The organism is Candidatus Aminicenantes bacterium (assembly GCA_011049425.1).
Taxonomy (GTDB): domain Bacteria; phylum Acidobacteriota; class Aminicenantia; order UBA2199; family UBA2199; genus UBA876.
The window spans coordinates 1-15,298 of the sequence record DSBM01000079.1; the positions used below are offsets into that span (position 1 = coordinate 1).

The 15,298-nt window shown below is 54.2% G+C and carries 17 protein-coding genes; 9 read left to right on the top strand and 8 right to left on the bottom strand.

Annotated elements, in window-relative coordinates; translation table 11 throughout:
• Positions 1 to 168 precede the first annotated feature (168 nt).
• From rfbD to ENN40_05270, 7 genes are all read right to left on the bottom strand, one after another.
• Entirely contained in the window at positions 169 to 1,050 is an 882-nt protein-coding gene (rfbD, locus tag ENN40_05240) for a dTDP-4-dehydrorhamnose reductase (protein ID HDP94749.1), read from the bottom strand.
• Entirely contained in the window at positions 1,044 to 2,177 is a 1,134-nt protein-coding gene (locus ENN40_05245; GenBank protein HDP94750.1) for an NAD-dependent epimerase/dehydratase family protein, read from the bottom strand. The genes rfbD and ENN40_05245 overlap by 7 nt, the downstream gene beginning before the upstream one ends.
• The gene (rfbC, locus tag ENN40_05250; GenBank protein ID HDP94751.1) at positions 2,035 to 2,622 is read right to left on the bottom strand and encodes a dTDP-4-dehydrorhamnose 3,5-epimerase; all 588 of its coding nucleotides are present in this window, start codon (positions 2,620 to 2,622) and stop codon (positions 2,035 to 2,037) included. Before rfbC ends, ENN40_05245 begins: the two co-directional genes overlap by 143 nt.
• A gap of 111 nt (positions 2,623 to 2,733) precedes the next feature.
• Positions 2,734 to 2,928: a PspC domain-containing protein gene (locus tag ENN40_05255; protein ID HDP94752.1), complete on the bottom strand. Its 195-nt coding sequence runs from the start codon at positions 2,926 to 2,928 to the stop codon at positions 2,734 to 2,736.
• Positions 2,909 to 3,766 carry a PD-(D/E)XK nuclease family protein gene (locus ENN40_05260; GenBank protein HDP94753.1) on the bottom strand — a complete coding sequence of 286 codons (858 nt, stop codon included), beginning with the start codon at positions 3,764 to 3,766 and terminating at the stop codon, positions 2,909 to 2,911. The genes ENN40_05255 and ENN40_05260 overlap by 20 nt, the downstream gene beginning before the upstream one ends.
• A complete protein-coding gene (locus tag ENN40_05265; protein ID HDP94754.1) occupies positions 3,709 to 3,981 on the bottom strand; it encodes a 30S ribosomal protein S20 in 273 nt (90 codons plus the stop codon). The genes ENN40_05260 and ENN40_05265 overlap by 58 nt, the downstream gene beginning before the upstream one ends.
• 85 nt (positions 3,982 to 4,066) lie before the next feature.
• Positions 4,067 to 5,527, bottom strand: coding sequence for an RtcB family protein (locus ENN40_05270; GenBank protein ID HDP94755.1), 1,461 nt, complete (start codon positions 5,525 to 5,527; stop codon positions 4,067 to 4,069).
• A gap of 204 nt (positions 5,528 to 5,731) precedes the next feature.
• Here ENN40_05270 and ENN40_05275 point away from each other — a divergent pair, with 204 nt between their 5' ends.
• Genes ENN40_05275 through ENN40_05285 form a run of 3 tightly spaced genes read left to right on the top strand, consistent with a single transcriptional unit; the run spans position 5,732 to position 8,456 of the window.
• Positions 5,732 to 6,268 (top strand): hypothetical protein, encoded by a 537-nt coding sequence (locus ENN40_05275; GenBank protein HDP94756.1) that lies wholly within the window; start codon positions 5,732 to 5,734, stop codon positions 6,266 to 6,268.
• A gap of 5 nt (positions 6,269 to 6,273) precedes the next feature.
• The gene (locus ENN40_05280) at positions 6,274 to 7,218 is read left to right on the top strand and encodes an ATP-binding cassette domain-containing protein (protein ID HDP94757.1); all 945 of its coding nucleotides are present in this window, start codon (positions 6,274 to 6,276) and stop codon (positions 7,216 to 7,218) included.
• The gene (locus tag ENN40_05285; protein HDP94758.1) at positions 7,215 to 8,456 is read left to right on the top strand and encodes an ABC transporter permease; all 1,242 of its coding nucleotides are present in this window, start codon (positions 7,215 to 7,217) and stop codon (positions 8,454 to 8,456) included. Before ENN40_05280 ends, ENN40_05285 begins: the two co-directional genes overlap by 4 nt.
• Here the strand turns inward: ENN40_05285 and ENN40_05290 are convergent, their stop codons facing one another.
• Entirely contained in the window at positions 8,457 to 9,371 is a 915-nt protein-coding gene (locus tag ENN40_05290; GenBank protein ID HDP94759.1) for a hypothetical protein, read from the bottom strand.
• A 138-nt stretch (positions 9,372 to 9,509) separates the two neighbouring features.
• Here ENN40_05290 and ENN40_05295 point away from each other — a divergent pair, with 138 nt between their 5' ends.
• Genes ENN40_05295 through ENN40_05320 form a run of 6 tightly spaced genes read left to right on the top strand, consistent with a single transcriptional unit; the run spans position 9,510 to position 15,267 of the window.
• Positions 9,510 to 10,514: a flippase-like domain-containing protein gene (locus tag ENN40_05295; protein HDP94760.1), complete on the top strand. Its 1,005-nt coding sequence runs from the start codon at positions 9,510 to 9,512 to the stop codon at positions 10,512 to 10,514.
• Complete coding sequence (gene nrdR / locus ENN40_05300) at positions 10,511 to 10,966, top strand: transcriptional repressor NrdR (protein HDP94761.1); 456 nt, start codon at positions 10,511 to 10,513, stop codon at positions 10,964 to 10,966. Before ENN40_05295 ends, nrdR begins: the two co-directional genes overlap by 4 nt.
• Positions 10,967 to 11,368: an Hsp20/alpha crystallin family protein gene (locus ENN40_05305; protein ID HDP94762.1), complete on the top strand. Its 402-nt coding sequence runs from the start codon at positions 10,967 to 10,969 to the stop codon at positions 11,366 to 11,368.
• Between the two features lie 10 nt (positions 11,369 to 11,378).
• Entirely contained in the window at positions 11,379 to 13,775 is a 2,397-nt protein-coding gene (gene lon / locus ENN40_05310) for an endopeptidase La (GenBank protein HDP94763.1), read from the top strand.
• A complete protein-coding gene (thiL, locus tag ENN40_05315; GenBank protein HDP94764.1) occupies positions 13,775 to 14,767 on the top strand; it encodes a thiamine-phosphate kinase in 993 nt (330 codons plus the stop codon). The genes lon and thiL overlap by 1 nt, the downstream gene beginning before the upstream one ends.
• Positions 14,768 to 14,787: 20 nt before the next feature.
• Positions 14,788 to 15,267 carry a hypothetical protein gene (locus ENN40_05320; GenBank protein ID HDP94765.1) on the top strand — a complete coding sequence of 160 codons (480 nt, stop codon included), beginning with the start codon at positions 14,788 to 14,790 and terminating at the stop codon, positions 15,265 to 15,267.
• The last annotated feature ends 31 nt before the right edge of the window (positions 15,268 to 15,298 follow it).

Genomic DNA, 15,298 nt, shown 5'->3' on the forward strand with positions numbered 1-15,298 from the left:
GGGTCATTTTAGTCCGCCGAAGACCGCATGGGTCTGAACCGAAGTGGTGAGCGGTGACCTGTGCCCTCTGGGTATTTGTGCCCGAAAGGGTACTCTCATGCAGCCTTATCATTTTTTCAAATAAGCACAACCCCCAAACCCACACAAAATGGAAGAGAACCCAACTTTTCAACTTTTCAACTTTGAATTGGGGCGGGATTCCAGGTAACGTTTCAGTCCGTCCTTCCAATGGGGCATGCGGTCCAAAGCCTGCTCCTGCAGATGAACGTTCTCCAATACCGAGTACTTTGGTCGCTGGACCTTGACGGCGAATTCGCCGGGCTCCGCCCGGTTCAAGCGCACATTGCTTTCCGCCAGGGAAAAAATCTCCCGGGCGAAGTCATACCAGCTGCAATCTCCGGCAGCGGTTACGTGATACAAACCAAATTCCACTTCAGCCTCAATCATGGCCTTTATCTGAACGGCAATGTCCACAGTGAAAGTGGGTGTGAGGAATTCGTCATCCACCACACGAACCTCTTCCCGTTCCGCGGCCAGTCGCAGCATGGTTTCCACAAAGTTGCCGCCCTTGGCCCGGCAGGGGCGGTGACCGTAGATTCCCGATACCCGCAGAATACAATGCCGGGCCCAGGTTGCGGAAACATAATATTCTCCAGCCAGTTTGGTGTTGGCGTAAACGTTCAAGGGCGCGGGTCGATCAATTTCCAGGTAGGGTTCTTTCTTAAGGCCGTCAAACACGTAATCCGTGCTGATATGGTAAAGGACAATTCCGGCATCCCGGCACACCGCCGCCAGCGTGGCGGGACCCAAAGCATTGACGCGATATGCCTGCAAGGGTTCTGATTCGCATTTTTCTACATGATGCATGGCCGCTGTGTTGATGACCAGGCCGGGTGCCGTCAACTCTATCGCCCTTCGGATACTTTCGGTATCCGCCATTTCGATGCAATCATGATTCAGGGGAAAAACCTCATGCCCTGCAGCCGCCAGCACATCCAGAATATCGCTGCCCAACTGCCCGTTGGCTCCGATTATTGCGATCTTCACGATTTCTCTCTACCGGGTTGGGAATCATTTTCCCGGGCCAGGCGTTTAAAAACCTGGATGTTGTAGTAATTGGGATTGTCAAAATCTTTGAAGCGGTCCAGATTTTCCACCAGGTCTTCAACAATGGATCCCACGTTGTGCTGGGGATGAAAACTCAGCACCTTCTTGGCTTTCTCGATGCTGACTTTGTAGTTGCGATAATCCTGAATGTGCTTGATATTCAACTTGACACCCTTGTGCAGGAATTTCTTGACGCCACTCATAACCAGGTCGCCGATCTCGCCCACGGTGTAATTTCCTGAAGCCACGTTAAACACGCCCGAAATGGAAGCATTGGCTTCAATCGCCCGGATATAAGCCATGGCGGCATCCCGGATGCCCAGAACCGGCCGCCAGATTGCCGGATTGTTAACGGTAATCTCTCCTGTAGTGACCGCGCTTTTGAACATGGTGTTGACCACCAGGTCCAGGCGCATGCGCGGACTGTAACCGCTGACCGTGCCCTGACGCAGGGCAATAACCGAGAAGTCATCGTTCTGCATCTGCATGACGGCCTGTTCACCCTGTAATTTTGAGATGCCGTACGGATATCCACAAACCGCCGGGGATTCTTCATCATACAGCTCATCGACGGTATAACCGTAAACCGAACAGGAGCTTGCGTAAACAAAGCGTTTGACTCCGGCTTTCTTGGAAATATATCCCAGATACGCCGGTGCGGAGGCGTTAGAGATAAAATTCTGAGCCGGCGAAAATTCCGCCATGGGGTCGTTCGATAATCCGGCCAGAAAAATCACGGTATCGTAGTCGGCCAGGTCCGCCTCAGACAGATCGAAGATGTTTTTATTGATCAGGCCGACCCGCTCGGGCAGATGATTCCCGAACCAGAACAGGTCAGTGACATCCACACTGTACCCCCGCGCAAGCAGATGGGGGATCATTACTGAACCGATATATCCGGCTCCGCCGGCCACCAGAATCTTCATGTCAAAACTCCCTTCTTTTGTGCGGATACTGAAAATAGCCTGACTCCGGAGACTGCAGCCATTGCTCAAGTGTCTGGGCATTGCGGTCCTTTTCCGAAATGATAGGGTCCTTGACCGGCCACTCCACACCGATTTTGGGATCATTCCAGAGAATTCCGGACTCGCCCTGCTTGTTGTACGCCCCGGTGCACTTGTATTGAATGTCCGCGATTTCAGACAATACACAGAAGCCGCGGGCGAATCCCGCCGGCGCCCAGACCTGGCGCCGGTTTTCTTCGGACGCTTCCACTCCCACCCATTGTCCCAATGTGGGTGAGCCTTTGCGAATATCGACAGCCACCAGAAAAGCCGTGCCCCGGGTGACCCGCATCAACTTCCCCATGGGCGGCTCCCATTGAAAATGAAGACCACGGACCACGCCCCGAACTGAACGGGAATGGTTGTCCTGAACAAAATCCAGGTCCAGGCCAATATCCAGAAATTGGTTCCGGCGCCAGGTTTCCATAAAGAATCCCCGATCATCCTGAAATATTTCCGGCACCAGCACAAAAACATCATCCAAGTACTTGGCTTCCAATTGAATACGCATACTGACTCCTCCGTTGATACCGGCGAAAAAGCGCCGATCGGAAAGGTCTTAGTGTAACCCATTCCAGGGCTTTGTCAAGCCGGAGAAGGGCCGGAGAAGGGATGTGAAAACTCAGTAATCAACCTCGGGCATAATGATCCAGAGAATCAGGTAGACCAATACGCCGGGAAAAGCCACGGACATAACCGATACCACCACATAGAGTAGGCGGACCACCGTGGGATCCATGTCGAAGTACTCCGCCAAACCACCGCATACCCCGGCGATCATGCGATTCCGACGGGATCTAGTCAGCCTTTTCTTCATGATTCCTCCGTTGGAAAGGCTTGGGCCCCAGGCAATGATCATGAAATTCGCAGTAAGCGCAACGAAACCCTTCATTGCGGGGAAACCGCTCATTCCGAACGCCCTCGGCCACGTGCTCAATCACCCGGAACAGGTGTTCCCGGTCTTCAACGTCAACGTTTGCTTCCAGGAACTGGCTGCCCACGGTGTTGCCCTTCCGGGAATATACAACGCAAAATCGTTGATGCGAGTTCGCGTTTCCAAAATTTTTTTCAAACAGGAAATGGTAAATCACCATCTGCAGGCGAGAATGGTGCGCCCGGTTCCGAGACCAGCGCGCCGTGGCTGTCTTGAAATCGGTGATCGACAGGTCCTGTTCCACCAAGTCAATGACGCCGCGCAATTCAACTGGATATCCTTCCAGGGGTGCGGTCAGTTCCTTTTCCACCATGAGGGGGTTGAATTGAGGGGCCAGGTCGCGGATAAAATGGCGCACAAACGCGTGTCCTCGTTTGCAAACTTGATCCCGGGGATCATCCCAGCGGAGGGGTTGCTCCTGACATAGCCGCTGAAACGACGCAACATAAAAATCTTCCGCCTCGTTTTGCTTGGGCAGGCCTCCGGAAATGCGTTCGCGAAAATACCATTCCAAAACAACATGAAAAACAGTGCCCAGCAACAACTTGTCGTTGAGTGGAACCGAAACCTCGCGGATGTATGCATGCTCATACTTGCGCGGACAAACCAGGTAGGCGCGGATCTGGCTGTAGGACAGATGACCGCGGGGAAACGCCACGGCGGTCAGGTACCGGATGCCGTACGGTTCAGCAGGTGGCTGAGTCTGGATTTGTATCGCGATCCGGTATTGGGATGAATAGTGCCCTTGCTTACGATACGATCAATTACGGAAATCACCTTTGGATAAAGGCTGCGGGCTGTATCCAGGTCTCCGGCATCAATGCTGTTGCGGAATTTTTTTATCCGGGTCCTCATGCGGGATCGGTTCATTTTGTTGATCATGCGTTTGCGCAAGTCACGGCGATGCTTCTTGATGGCAGACTTGTGGTTGGCCATAAACAATCCTCCAATAAAGACTGCAATATAACCCAAGTGCGGGTTTTTGTCAATGCTGGAAAACCAGGCATGCCCGAAAAGCAGCTTAGCCTTTTAACACCAACAACGGACGCAACCGGGCCACAGGTTCAGCAAGACCCGCGGAATGGCTGATCTCTACCACATCATCCACGTCCTTGTAGGCTTCCGGAGCCTCCTCCAACAACCCCCGTAACGAATGAGAGAACACGCGGATTCCCCGCTGGGAGAGTTCCGCGCGGATATCTCGTCCCCTCATGATGCGCAATGATTGATTGCGACTGATCTTTCTTCCGGCCCCATGCGGTGCGGAGCCAAAACTCAACTGCATGGCGGTGACCACACCACGCATCACATAACTGGCCGTGCCCATGCTGCCGGGAATCAAAACCGGCTGACCCACCCGGCGGTACTTTTCCGGCAGATCCGCGTGCCCCGGGGGAAAAGCTCGGGTCGCACCTTTGCGATGAACCAGCAAGCGCTTTGCGATCCCGTCCAGCGCATGTTCCTCGAATTTTGCGATATTGTGAGCTTGATCGTACAACAACCGGATTCCCAGAGCATCACGACCGGCTCTGCATTGTCTTTCCAATACATCGATCACGGCTTCCATGAGGATGTGCCGATTGGCCCAGGCAAAATTGCCGGCCGCATTAAGGACTTCCAGATACTCTCTGCCGGGAACGGAGTCAATGGGGGCATAAACCAGTTGGGGATCCGGAACGCGGATGCGTTTGAGAAAGCGGCGGCGAAAACGATCAATGGCATCGGTCGCCACTTGATGGCCGAATCCACGTGAACCCGTATGAATCATAACGATCACTTGACCCGATTCCAGGCCGAACACATCAGCGCTGTCCGCATCAAATATGCGGTCCACAACCTGGAACTCAATGAAATGATTGCCCGATCCCAGCGACCCCAACTGACAGATTCCCCTCTCGATGGCACGTTCACTGACCGGGATCGGGGTTTGTACCGGCAGTACGCCACCGGATTCTACACAAACCAGATCCTCTTTTCTTCCGCCGAACAACTCCACGGCTGCGGCGGCTCCGCGCCGCAACAGCTGCATAAACTCCTTTTCTGTGGGGGATACCAAGCCATGACGCGACATCCCGGTAGGAATTCGGTTCAGCATGGCGTTGCCAATGGCGTCCAGTTCCGGCGCCAACTCGCGTTGGCTGAGACCTGTCACCAGGGCCCGGACGCCACAGTTAATATCATAACCAACCCCTCCGGGCAGGACAACGCCCGAGGCGGCGTCAAAGGCGGCCACGCCGCCGATGCAGAAACCGTAGCCACTATGAATATCCGGCATGGCCATGGATCGATAGCAAACCTCGGGAATACAGGCGACGTTGCGCACCTGATCAACAGAGCCGTCCGCCAAAGCCTGCCGCAAAACAGCTTCCGAGGCAAAAATTTCGACATCAACACGCATGCCCCGACGGCGGTCTCGATGGTGAAACCATCGGCCCGGGCTGATTTGCACAAACCCTCTCAAATCACTGGACTGCGATGTCATGACACTACAGCTCCACCTTGATTCGCGCTTGCCATCCCTTCAAGGCACACGCATTGCGTTAAAGAGATCGAATCGTTTCGCTTTGCGAATTGTATGCCGCAACCTCGGGACTTGCAAGCACGGACAACTTGACTCTCTCTGTAACCCTCTGTTAAGATGGGCAGGGAATTTGCCCCCGTCCATTCCGACGGGCATTGAGTTATCATGAACGGTGACTATGCCCGGGAGGCTCTCATGGAAAATGATTTACAGATCCGCGATATCCTGGAATTCGCCATCGCCATTGAAACCAATGGGTACAAGTTCTACACGGAAACGGCGAAGAAATTTTCGGGACTGAAAACCGTGCAACTCTTTCACTTCCTGGCTGAAGAGGAATTGAAACACGAACACTATTTCCGCAGCCTGATGCTTCAACAACCCGATTTTACACCCAGTTCAACCCTGACGGACGCCTATGAAATTTTTCGCGCCGATTTTCTGAATTCATTCGCCCTCGCCAATCGGGATGCGTTTGATCAAACCATTGAAGCCGTCCATTCTCTGCAGGAAGCGGTTGCGCAAGCCATTCAATTCGAAAAAGATACCGTTGTGCTGTATTCCAGTATCCGCAAGCATATCGATTCCCGGCACCACGAACAGTTGAGCTTGATCATCAACGAAGAGCTGGGTCACATCGGCCGCCTGCTGACCTTACGGGAATCAATGGATTTCGTTCCTGACACCGAGCAATATCGCTGATCCCCATGACGGCGCCAGTTTCCCCGATGCTGGAATTGGTCAATCTCGTTAAGGATTTCGATACCAAGCGTGCCGTCGACAGGGTTTCCTTTTCCCTGCAGCGTGGCCGGATCCTGGGGTTGCTGGGCCCCAACGGGGCGGGGAAAACCACCACCATCCGCATGATCATGAACATTATCGCTCCCGATTCCGGAGAAATCCGCATCCTGGGAGAACGATTTTCGGAAACACTCAAGGATCGCATCGGTTACCTGCCTGAAGAACGTGGTCTATATCGCAAAATGACGATCAAGGAGAATTTGGATTTCTTTGGCCGTTTGAAAGGCATGGACCGAAAAAAAATCACTTCCCGGGGAAACGACCTGCTTGAGGAATTCGACCTGATCCAACACCGTGAACGCCGCATGGAGGAGTTGTCCAAAGGCATGAGCCAGAAACTCCAGTTTATTATCGCCATTCTTCATACCCCGGACCTCCTGATCCTGGATGAACCCTTTTCCGGCCTCGACCCCGTCAATATCGAGAAAGTGAAAAACTGCATTCTGGAACAAAAACGCCGGCGCGTGTCCATTATTTTCTCTACCCACCTGATGGCGTACGCGGAAAAGATCGTGGATACCGTGGTCATGATCCATCAAGGCCGCAAAGTGCTCGATGGTAGCCTTTCCTCAATCCGGGCCCAACATGGGCGCCGCCTGGCACGCATTGTTTACGACGGGGAAGGCGCTTTTGTGTCCGGCCTAAACTACGTTCACTCCGTTGCCGACTACGGCAGGGAAATGGAAATCGAACTGGCAAGCGATGATTACCGGCAACGATTGTTGCGGGACCTTGTGACGCACCTGGATATTCACCATTTTGAAATGTCCGACCCTTCTTTGCACAGCATCTTTTTGCGCAAGGCGGAAATCAAATCCCAAGACGACCTGAACATGGAAGGCCGCGAATGAAAATCCTGCCGATCATTTCCCGGGAATACCGCATGATCGTAAAAAAGCGGTCGTTCCTAATCTCCACCCTGCTCACCCCGGCTTTGATGGCGGCGCTGATCTTTCTGCCCATGCTTTTCACCCGCCTGGCACGTGCCGAAAAAACCATCCATATCCTGGACTACTCCGAGGTAATGGCTGACGCCCTGATCAAAGACAGCCGCGAGAACGCTCCAACCCTGCATCTTTGCCAGGCATCAACGGCCGGCACCGCGTTTGATACCGCTATTGAAAGCTACCGTGCACCCATCCTGCAGAAAGAGGTCGACGGGGTACTCCTGATTCCCCGCGATATCCGCTCCAGCCGACAAGTGCGTTACTACGGCCGCAACATTTCCGACTTCGAGACAAATCGCTATCTGGCGGACGCGGTGGGTGCGGTTATTACGCGTCACATCCTTGATGAACAGAATATCGATCCCGAAGTGATCCGGGAAGCCACCCGGGGAATTGAGCTTGACACCTTTAAAGTCAAGCGCGAAGGCGTTTCGCGCTCCACTTCCGGGATGGACTATGCCATGTCCATGGTCATGCTGACCATCCTGTTTTCCATTATCATGGCCTACGGTCAATTGATCATGCGGGGGGTACTGGAAGAGAAAAGCAGCCGCATCGTGGAAATCCTCATCTCTTCAACCCGGGCCACTACCGTGTTCTCCGGCAAGATCCTGGGGATCGGCCTGGCCGGTCTGACCCAGGTTGCATTGTGGATTCTCATCGGCGCGGTATTCATCATGCAGTCGTCCATTCCCGTCAGTCAGGGAATGCGCGGCTTTTTTACCTTGGCCCTGGCCGGTTGGTTCGCCTTGTTCTTCGTACTGGGATATTTCATGTTCGCGATCCTGTTTTCCATTGTCGGGGCCGCGGTCAACACGGATGAGGAAGCCCAGCAGTTCGCAGCTCCGATTACCTGGCTGCTGGTTATCCCCTTTATCCTCGGCATCATGGTGACCCAGAGCCCCGACTCCATGCCCGTCATTATCGCATCTCTCATCCCCCTGTTTTCGCCCACCCTGATGTTCATGCGCATCAGCGTTTCCATGCCGCCCCTTCCCCAGGTGTTGATATCCGTGGCATTGTCTCTGGCAACCATCTGGTTCCTGGCCTGGTTGGGCGCGAAGATTTTTCGCACGGGCCTGCTTATGTACGGGAAAAAGCCGTCATTGCGGGAAGTCCTGCGCTGGGCGCGCTACCATTGATTACCGCAGGGCAGCACGGTATAGCGTCCGATTGATGTCGGCTTCCGTGACGCTTTCTCCGGGAAAAACATCCGCCCACATGCGCTGATCCTCCATGCAGAGGTAGACAGGCACCTCGTCCGATATTCGCCTGCGGATCCTTGCCAACACAGCTTGGTACATTTGCCGGCGCAAGGGACGGAAATAGCGGCTTTTGCCGTCGTAGCCACGGATCAGTTCACCGGAAAACAAACTTGATCCGGGCCGCGACAAAATGATTTCCCTCAGGGAAAGCGGGTAACGCAGGGTGCCCAGGCTCCACCATGCCAACCGATTTTCGGGAACGCGGTCCAGGATTTCATCCACCAGGGCAGGGTACCACTGTCTCCAAGCGGGAACCGCGATCATGGGATCAAAATGGACTCCCACCCGATAGCCCTTTTCCGCCACGGCCTTTAAAGCGCTCAACCGCTCGAAAAGTCCCGGGGCGCCATGTTCTTCCCGACAACACAGGGGCTCGGGATTCAATGACCAGCTGACCACCACGTTTCGCAGAACGGTTGACGCGCGCAACAGATGGTCGACTGCCGTCGACTTGGTTTTGAATTCAAACACCATCTCGGGAAAATCTTTGAATATCTCTAAAATGCAGAGCGAGTGGCCGGTTTGGGGATCCAACGCCAGCGAGTCACTGAGTTCGCCGGTACCCAGGCGCATATGCGGTTGGGTGCGGTACCTTTCAAGTTCAGATCGCAAGTCATCCACGTTGTCAAAAATCAGGGGCTCGGGATCCTGCAGGTAAACCTGAAGAATGCAGTAACTGCAATCGTAGGGACATCCCTGCAATAAATCAATGTTGTAATAGCCGCAGGAAACCGTGTCCGGAGAGCAGGGACAGCAGCGCACAAAGGGACCGGCCTGTTGAGCTTTACGCATTCTTCCCGTATGGTAACGGGTTTTGTTTACCACCGCAATCCCGTGATCATGCCTCAGTTCACTCGGCATAAAGCGTGCCAACAAGCCTGAAAAGGCCCTCAAGTTGACACTCTCCGCAAAAGGGGCTACCATGACGGCATGAAAATTCTGCGCGCAGGCGCAATCGCGCTGCTGACCGCGTTTTTGCTGTACATGTTCTTTCGCAATATCAACTTCAGCCAGGTGTGGGGAATTATCCGCCGGGTTCATCCCGGCTACCTGTTGCTGTTTTGCGCGGGGCTTCTTTTCCAGCAGGTTCTGCGCGGATATCGCTGGGCCATTCTGTTGCGTCCCCGCAAGGCCACCATCCGGGTTGTCACACTGGTGAACTTCACCATGATCGGATTCCTGATCAACACCTTGCTCCCGGGACGCATCGGTGAACCTGCCCGGGGTATTCTGGTGGCGCGCAGGGAAGGCATCAAAAGCGCCCACGGCCTGGCGTCCGTGGTACTGGAAAGACTCATTGATGCCTCGGTGGTGGTTTGTTTGTTTTTGATCTCCCTGTTGTATCTAAAGCACACATCCTCGCCCTTCATCGCGTCCCTGCGCCAAGTGGCCTGGGTGGCGTTGCCCCTTTTTATGGGGGCTTTCATCCTGTTTTACTTTATGAACCGGGAGAGCGGCTTCGCCTGGACATCCAGGCAGATCACCCGCTTGATGCGGATTCTTCCTGCACATCGACGCGAACAGGCGGCCGGTACCGTTCTGCATTTCATTCAGGGACTGCGGTTGCAATTGGGAACCCTGGATTTTATCAAGCTGACCCTATCCTCTTTTGCCGTCTGGTTGTGCACGATTCCCGTTTATTGGGCGATGTTGCGACCCATGGGAATCCAGGCCTCCTTTATCGAGGCAATGAACTACTACAGCATCCTCGCCGCCGCCGCATCCATTCCCACACCTGGAATGGCCGGCAGTCTGGACGCGGCGTCACGGGGAGCCCTGGTCAGCATCCTTGGCGCAAACCCCAACAGCGCTGTGGCATATACCCTGGTTATGCACGTATTGCTTATACTGGTGCTGGTGATTGCGGGTTTCATCGCCCTGACGGTTGAAGGGGTGAATTTGAAAGGGATCCGCCGGATCCAGGAGAAAACATGAAATGCAGTCAATGCGGCAACCTGGAAGACCGGGTGATTGAAACCCGTGAAAGTCGTGATGGATGTTACATCCGGCGCAGACGCGAATGCCTTCAATGCGGCTCGCGGTTTACCACGTACGAAAAAGTTGAGAACATTCCGGTACTCGTGGTGAAAAAAGACGGACGCCGGGAACCATTCAACATGGATAAAATCCGCAAAGGTCTGTACCGGGCCGTGGAAAAACGCCCGTTGTCAACCAAGCAGATCGAACAATTGGCCAGCCAGGTAGAAAACCTGGTGACCTCTTCGGAAAAAGAGGTCTCCACAAAAGAGATCGGCGAACAGATCATGTCCCGCCTTAAACGCATGGATAAGGTGGCATATGTGCGTTTCGCTTCGGTATACCTGGATTTTAAAAGTCTGGAGGAGTTTCTTTCAGAACTCCACAATCTCTTGCAGAAGGAGGAATAGATGGCAAAAAAAACCCTGATCGTTCAGGGCATCCGCCCCAACGAAAAGTTTTCCTCCGGCTTCAGCACCCACGTGGACTGGGAGCCCAGAACAAACATCGTTGCCTGCAGGGCGGTATTGATCATCGAACTGGAGTTGCCCGGAGTGGTGCGGGAAGATATCAGTATCGTGCTTGAAAACGAGCGGGAACTGGTCATCCGCGGCACCAAGCCCAAACCCGTGATCAACGAACCGCAAGTGGCTTACTACTTGTTCGAACGTGAATTCGGACAGTTCTACAAACGCATCGACATCGACTTTCCCCTGGATATCGAGCAAATTGAATCCGAGATTCAAAACGGCGTCCTCACGGTTCGTATCCCCAGGAAGCCGCGCAGGAAGGTCTCTATATCCGTTGAGTAGCGAGGCAAATATGGCTGAAGAGAAACCCAAAAATCCCGAACCAGCTGAAGTGGAATCCGATACGGACGGTTCTACGGCGAGCCTGCAGATTCCCGATGAACTGCCGGTGCTTATCCTGCGCGACATTGTGGTATTCCCTTTTATGATCGTACCGCTCTACGTGGGAAGACCGAAATCCAAGCGAGCCGTCGATCATTCACTGAACTCAGACCGCATGATCCTGTTGCTGACTCAGAAGCAGGCGGAAGTGGAAGATCCCGCGCCGGACGAAATGTACCTCACCGGAACCGCGGCCCTGATCGTGCGCATGCTCAAACTACCCGACACCCGCATGCGCGTACTGGTTCAGGGAATCGCTCGCGTACGCGTAAAAGCAATCCGCGATGACGGGCAGATGCGGATTGCCGACATTGCGGTCATAGAGGATGCGGATCCGGAAAACTTGTCGATTCGTGACCAGGCGCTGATTCGCAATGTGCGCGAGAAATTCGAGCAGATGGCCAAATTGGGCAAACAAATTCCCAATGAAATCCTCGTGGTCACGGAAAACATAGACGAACCGGGTAAACTGGCCGATATCATTGCATCCAACCTGAACCTCAAGATTCCCCAATCGCAGAAGGTACTGGACGAAATCAACAGCATGGTGCGTTTGCAAAACGTCCACGAATACTTGAACTACGAACTCGAGATGCTCAGCATTCAAAACCAGATCAACCTGAAAGCCCAGGGCGAAATGGACAAGAACCAGCGCGAGTACTTTTTGCGTCAACAACTCAAGGCCATTCAGAAAGAACTGGGCGAAGAAAGCGAAAACGCTGATGAAATTCGCGAGTACATTCAGCGCATGGAGGACGCCAATCTGCCGGATAACGCACGCCTGGAAGTGGAAAAAAACATTGAGCGCCTGGGAAAAATGCACCCCGAGTCAGCAGAAAGCACGGTGGTGCGCAATTACCTCGACTGGATGCTGGACCTGCCCTGGAATCGCTCAACCCGCGACACGTTGAATCTGAAAAAGGCCGCCCGCATCCTCAACCAGGACCATTACGGCCTGGAAAAGGTCAAGCAGCGGATTCTGGAGTACCTCAGCGTACGCAAGCTGACCTCCAGCGCCCACGGCCCGATTCTATGTTTCGTCGGTCCTCCCGGTGTGGGTAAAACTTCGCTGGGTCGATCCGTCGCCCGGGCGTTGAACAAGAAATTCGTGCGCATCTCCCTGGGAGGTGTGCGCGACGAAGCGGAAATCCGGGGACATCGGCGCACCTATGTGGGAGCGCTGCCGGGAAAGATCATCCAGGAATTGCGGCGTGCAAACGCCAACAACCCGGTGTTCATGATGGACGAAGTGGACAAGATCGGGGCGGACTTCCGCGGGGATCCCTCGTCCGCCCTGCTGGAAGTGCTGGACCCGGAGCAGAACAACGCCTTTATCGACCATTACCTGGGCGTGGCGTTTGACCTGTCACGGGTGATGTTCATCACCACGGCCAACATCTTGGAGCCCATCCAACCCGCATTCCGCGACCGCATGGAGATCATTCATCTTCACGGCTATACGGAAGAAGAAAAACTCGAGATCGCAAAACGTCACCTGATTCCCCGCCAGGTAAGCGAAAACGGATTGAGTGGAGATTTGCTCCGTTTTACTCCGGGGGCCATCACGGGCTTGATCCGCTACTACACCCGCGAAGCCGGTGTCCGCAACCTGGAGCGGGAAATCGGTAATATCTGCCGCAAAATCGCCTATGCCGTATCGTTGAAAAAGCACAAGTTGTACAAGATCACGGCTCGAAATCTGGAAAAATACGCCGGCCCCGCAAAACTGTTCAAAGACCAGCTTCTGGATAAGGATGCGGTCGGAGTGGCAACCGGTATGGCCTGGACGCCTTATGGCGGAGACCTGCTTTTTATTGAAGTCAAACTGATTCCCGGAAAAGGCAAACTGATTTTGACCGGTTCGCTGGGAGAAGTGATGAAGGAATCCGCCACCGCGGCTCTCAGTTTCCTGAAAGCCAGTTCAAAAGCACTGGGATTGGACCCGGGTGACTTTGAAACCAAGGATATCCACATCCATGTTCCCGAGGGAGGCATCCCCAAGGACGGACCTTCGGCAGGCATCACTTTAACCACGGCGCTGTGTTCAGCTTATCTGGGGGTGCCTGTCCGCAAAGATGTATCCATGACCGGGGAGATCACCTTGCGCGGCAAGGTGCTGCCCGTAGGCGGTATCAAGCAAAAGGTTCTGGCGGCACGCCGGGCGGGGATCCAACAAGTACTGCTGCCCGAGGAAAACCGCAAAGACCTGGCCGAGATGAAGGCGGTGGAACAAAAGGGCATTCAATTCCATTTCATTGCCCACATTGAAGACGCCGTCAACCTGGCATTGGTCCGGAATGTTTTTTAATGGATGAAGAGCAACTGGTCCGTTTCCTGCAGCGCAAGTTCTCTTTTCCGAACGGACGCGGGATCGGTGACGACGCGTCCGCGCAGCGAATCAACCCTTCCGCGACTTGGGGTTCGCGCATCGTTGCCAAAGACCTGTTTGTGGAAGGCACCCATTTCAACCTGCACCATTACAGCCTTGCCCAGGCCGCGGAAAAATCCGTGGGTGCAAACGTCAGTGACATGGCGGCCATGGGGGGGAGGGGGATGGAGATCTACCTGGGACTCGGCGTTCCTTCCCGGGCCCGAACAAGCGATTTAGAGGCTGTGTTCAGCGGCATTCACAAGGCCTGCCGGCGCTGGAGACTGCGGCTGGGGGGCGGCGATGTCTCAAAGGCGCCCTGCTGGTTTTTTTCGGTCACAATCCTGGGGCATGCTTTGCGCCCGGTTTTTCGCGACCGCGCCCAAGACGGCGACCTGATTGGACTGGTGGGACGCATTGGCGAGTCCGCGCTGGGGTTGGCGCTGTTGCAGCGCAACACACCGGATTCCTTTTATACCCGCAGGCATATTCAGGTGAATCTCCATTTAGGAGCCGCTGAGGAACTGGGACGGGTGGCCTCCGCCATGATCGACGTGTCCGACGGGCTGCTCAAAGACCTTTCCCGCATTCTCTCCGCTTCCCAAGTGGGCGCGGAAATCCACATAGAGAACCTGCCGATCACGCGAAGAATGAAGGCCTGCTGCCGGCAACACGACCTGGACGCGCAACAACTGGCATTGACCGGCGGAGAAGACTACGCCCTGTTGTGTTGCATTCCGCCACAACGGCTGAAGCTGCTGAAGGGAAACGGCGAGCGCTTGCGGATCATCGGGCGCATCCGCAGCTCACCACAAAGGTTAACCTGTTTGCTAAACGGCCGCACGCAGGAGATACCGGCAGGCGGATACGACCATTTATCGAACAACTTAAGCGATAGCCGCGAAAGCCCGGAGTTTGACAATCCCAGGTAATTGGTGTATACAGAGACGGAATGAAAAAGCCTTTGCTGCGGATTTTAATCTGTGGATTGATTGTATCCGGATTGTTGCCGGGCCAGGATGATTATCTCAAGATCACCGCCACCACAAGTCCCGAGGTCATACGCCAGGGAGAAGAGGGTGCGCTGACACTCAAGATTCAGCCCAAAGCGGGACTGCGAATTTCGTCAGCCCCGGAATTCGTTATCAAACTGAATGAAAACACCAACCTCACCTTTTCCAAGTATTTTTTTACCGCCTCTGAGCTGGATTTTGAGACCGAACAGGAAGGCGAAATCATTTATCTGGCTCTCGACAAGGAAATCACCATCCCTTTTAAGGTCAATGGAAACTCGTTGATCGGCAAACAGCAGATCCTGGGTGAAGTTCAATTCACCGCGGTGTTTACGGACCGCTGGTCTGTAAAAACCTTTCAAAGATTCGGAACCGGTTTTCGTTCACTGCGCAGCAGGAATCCCGCCCCACAAAGATAAAGGCGGATCGCTACGATAGATGAGATCGGGT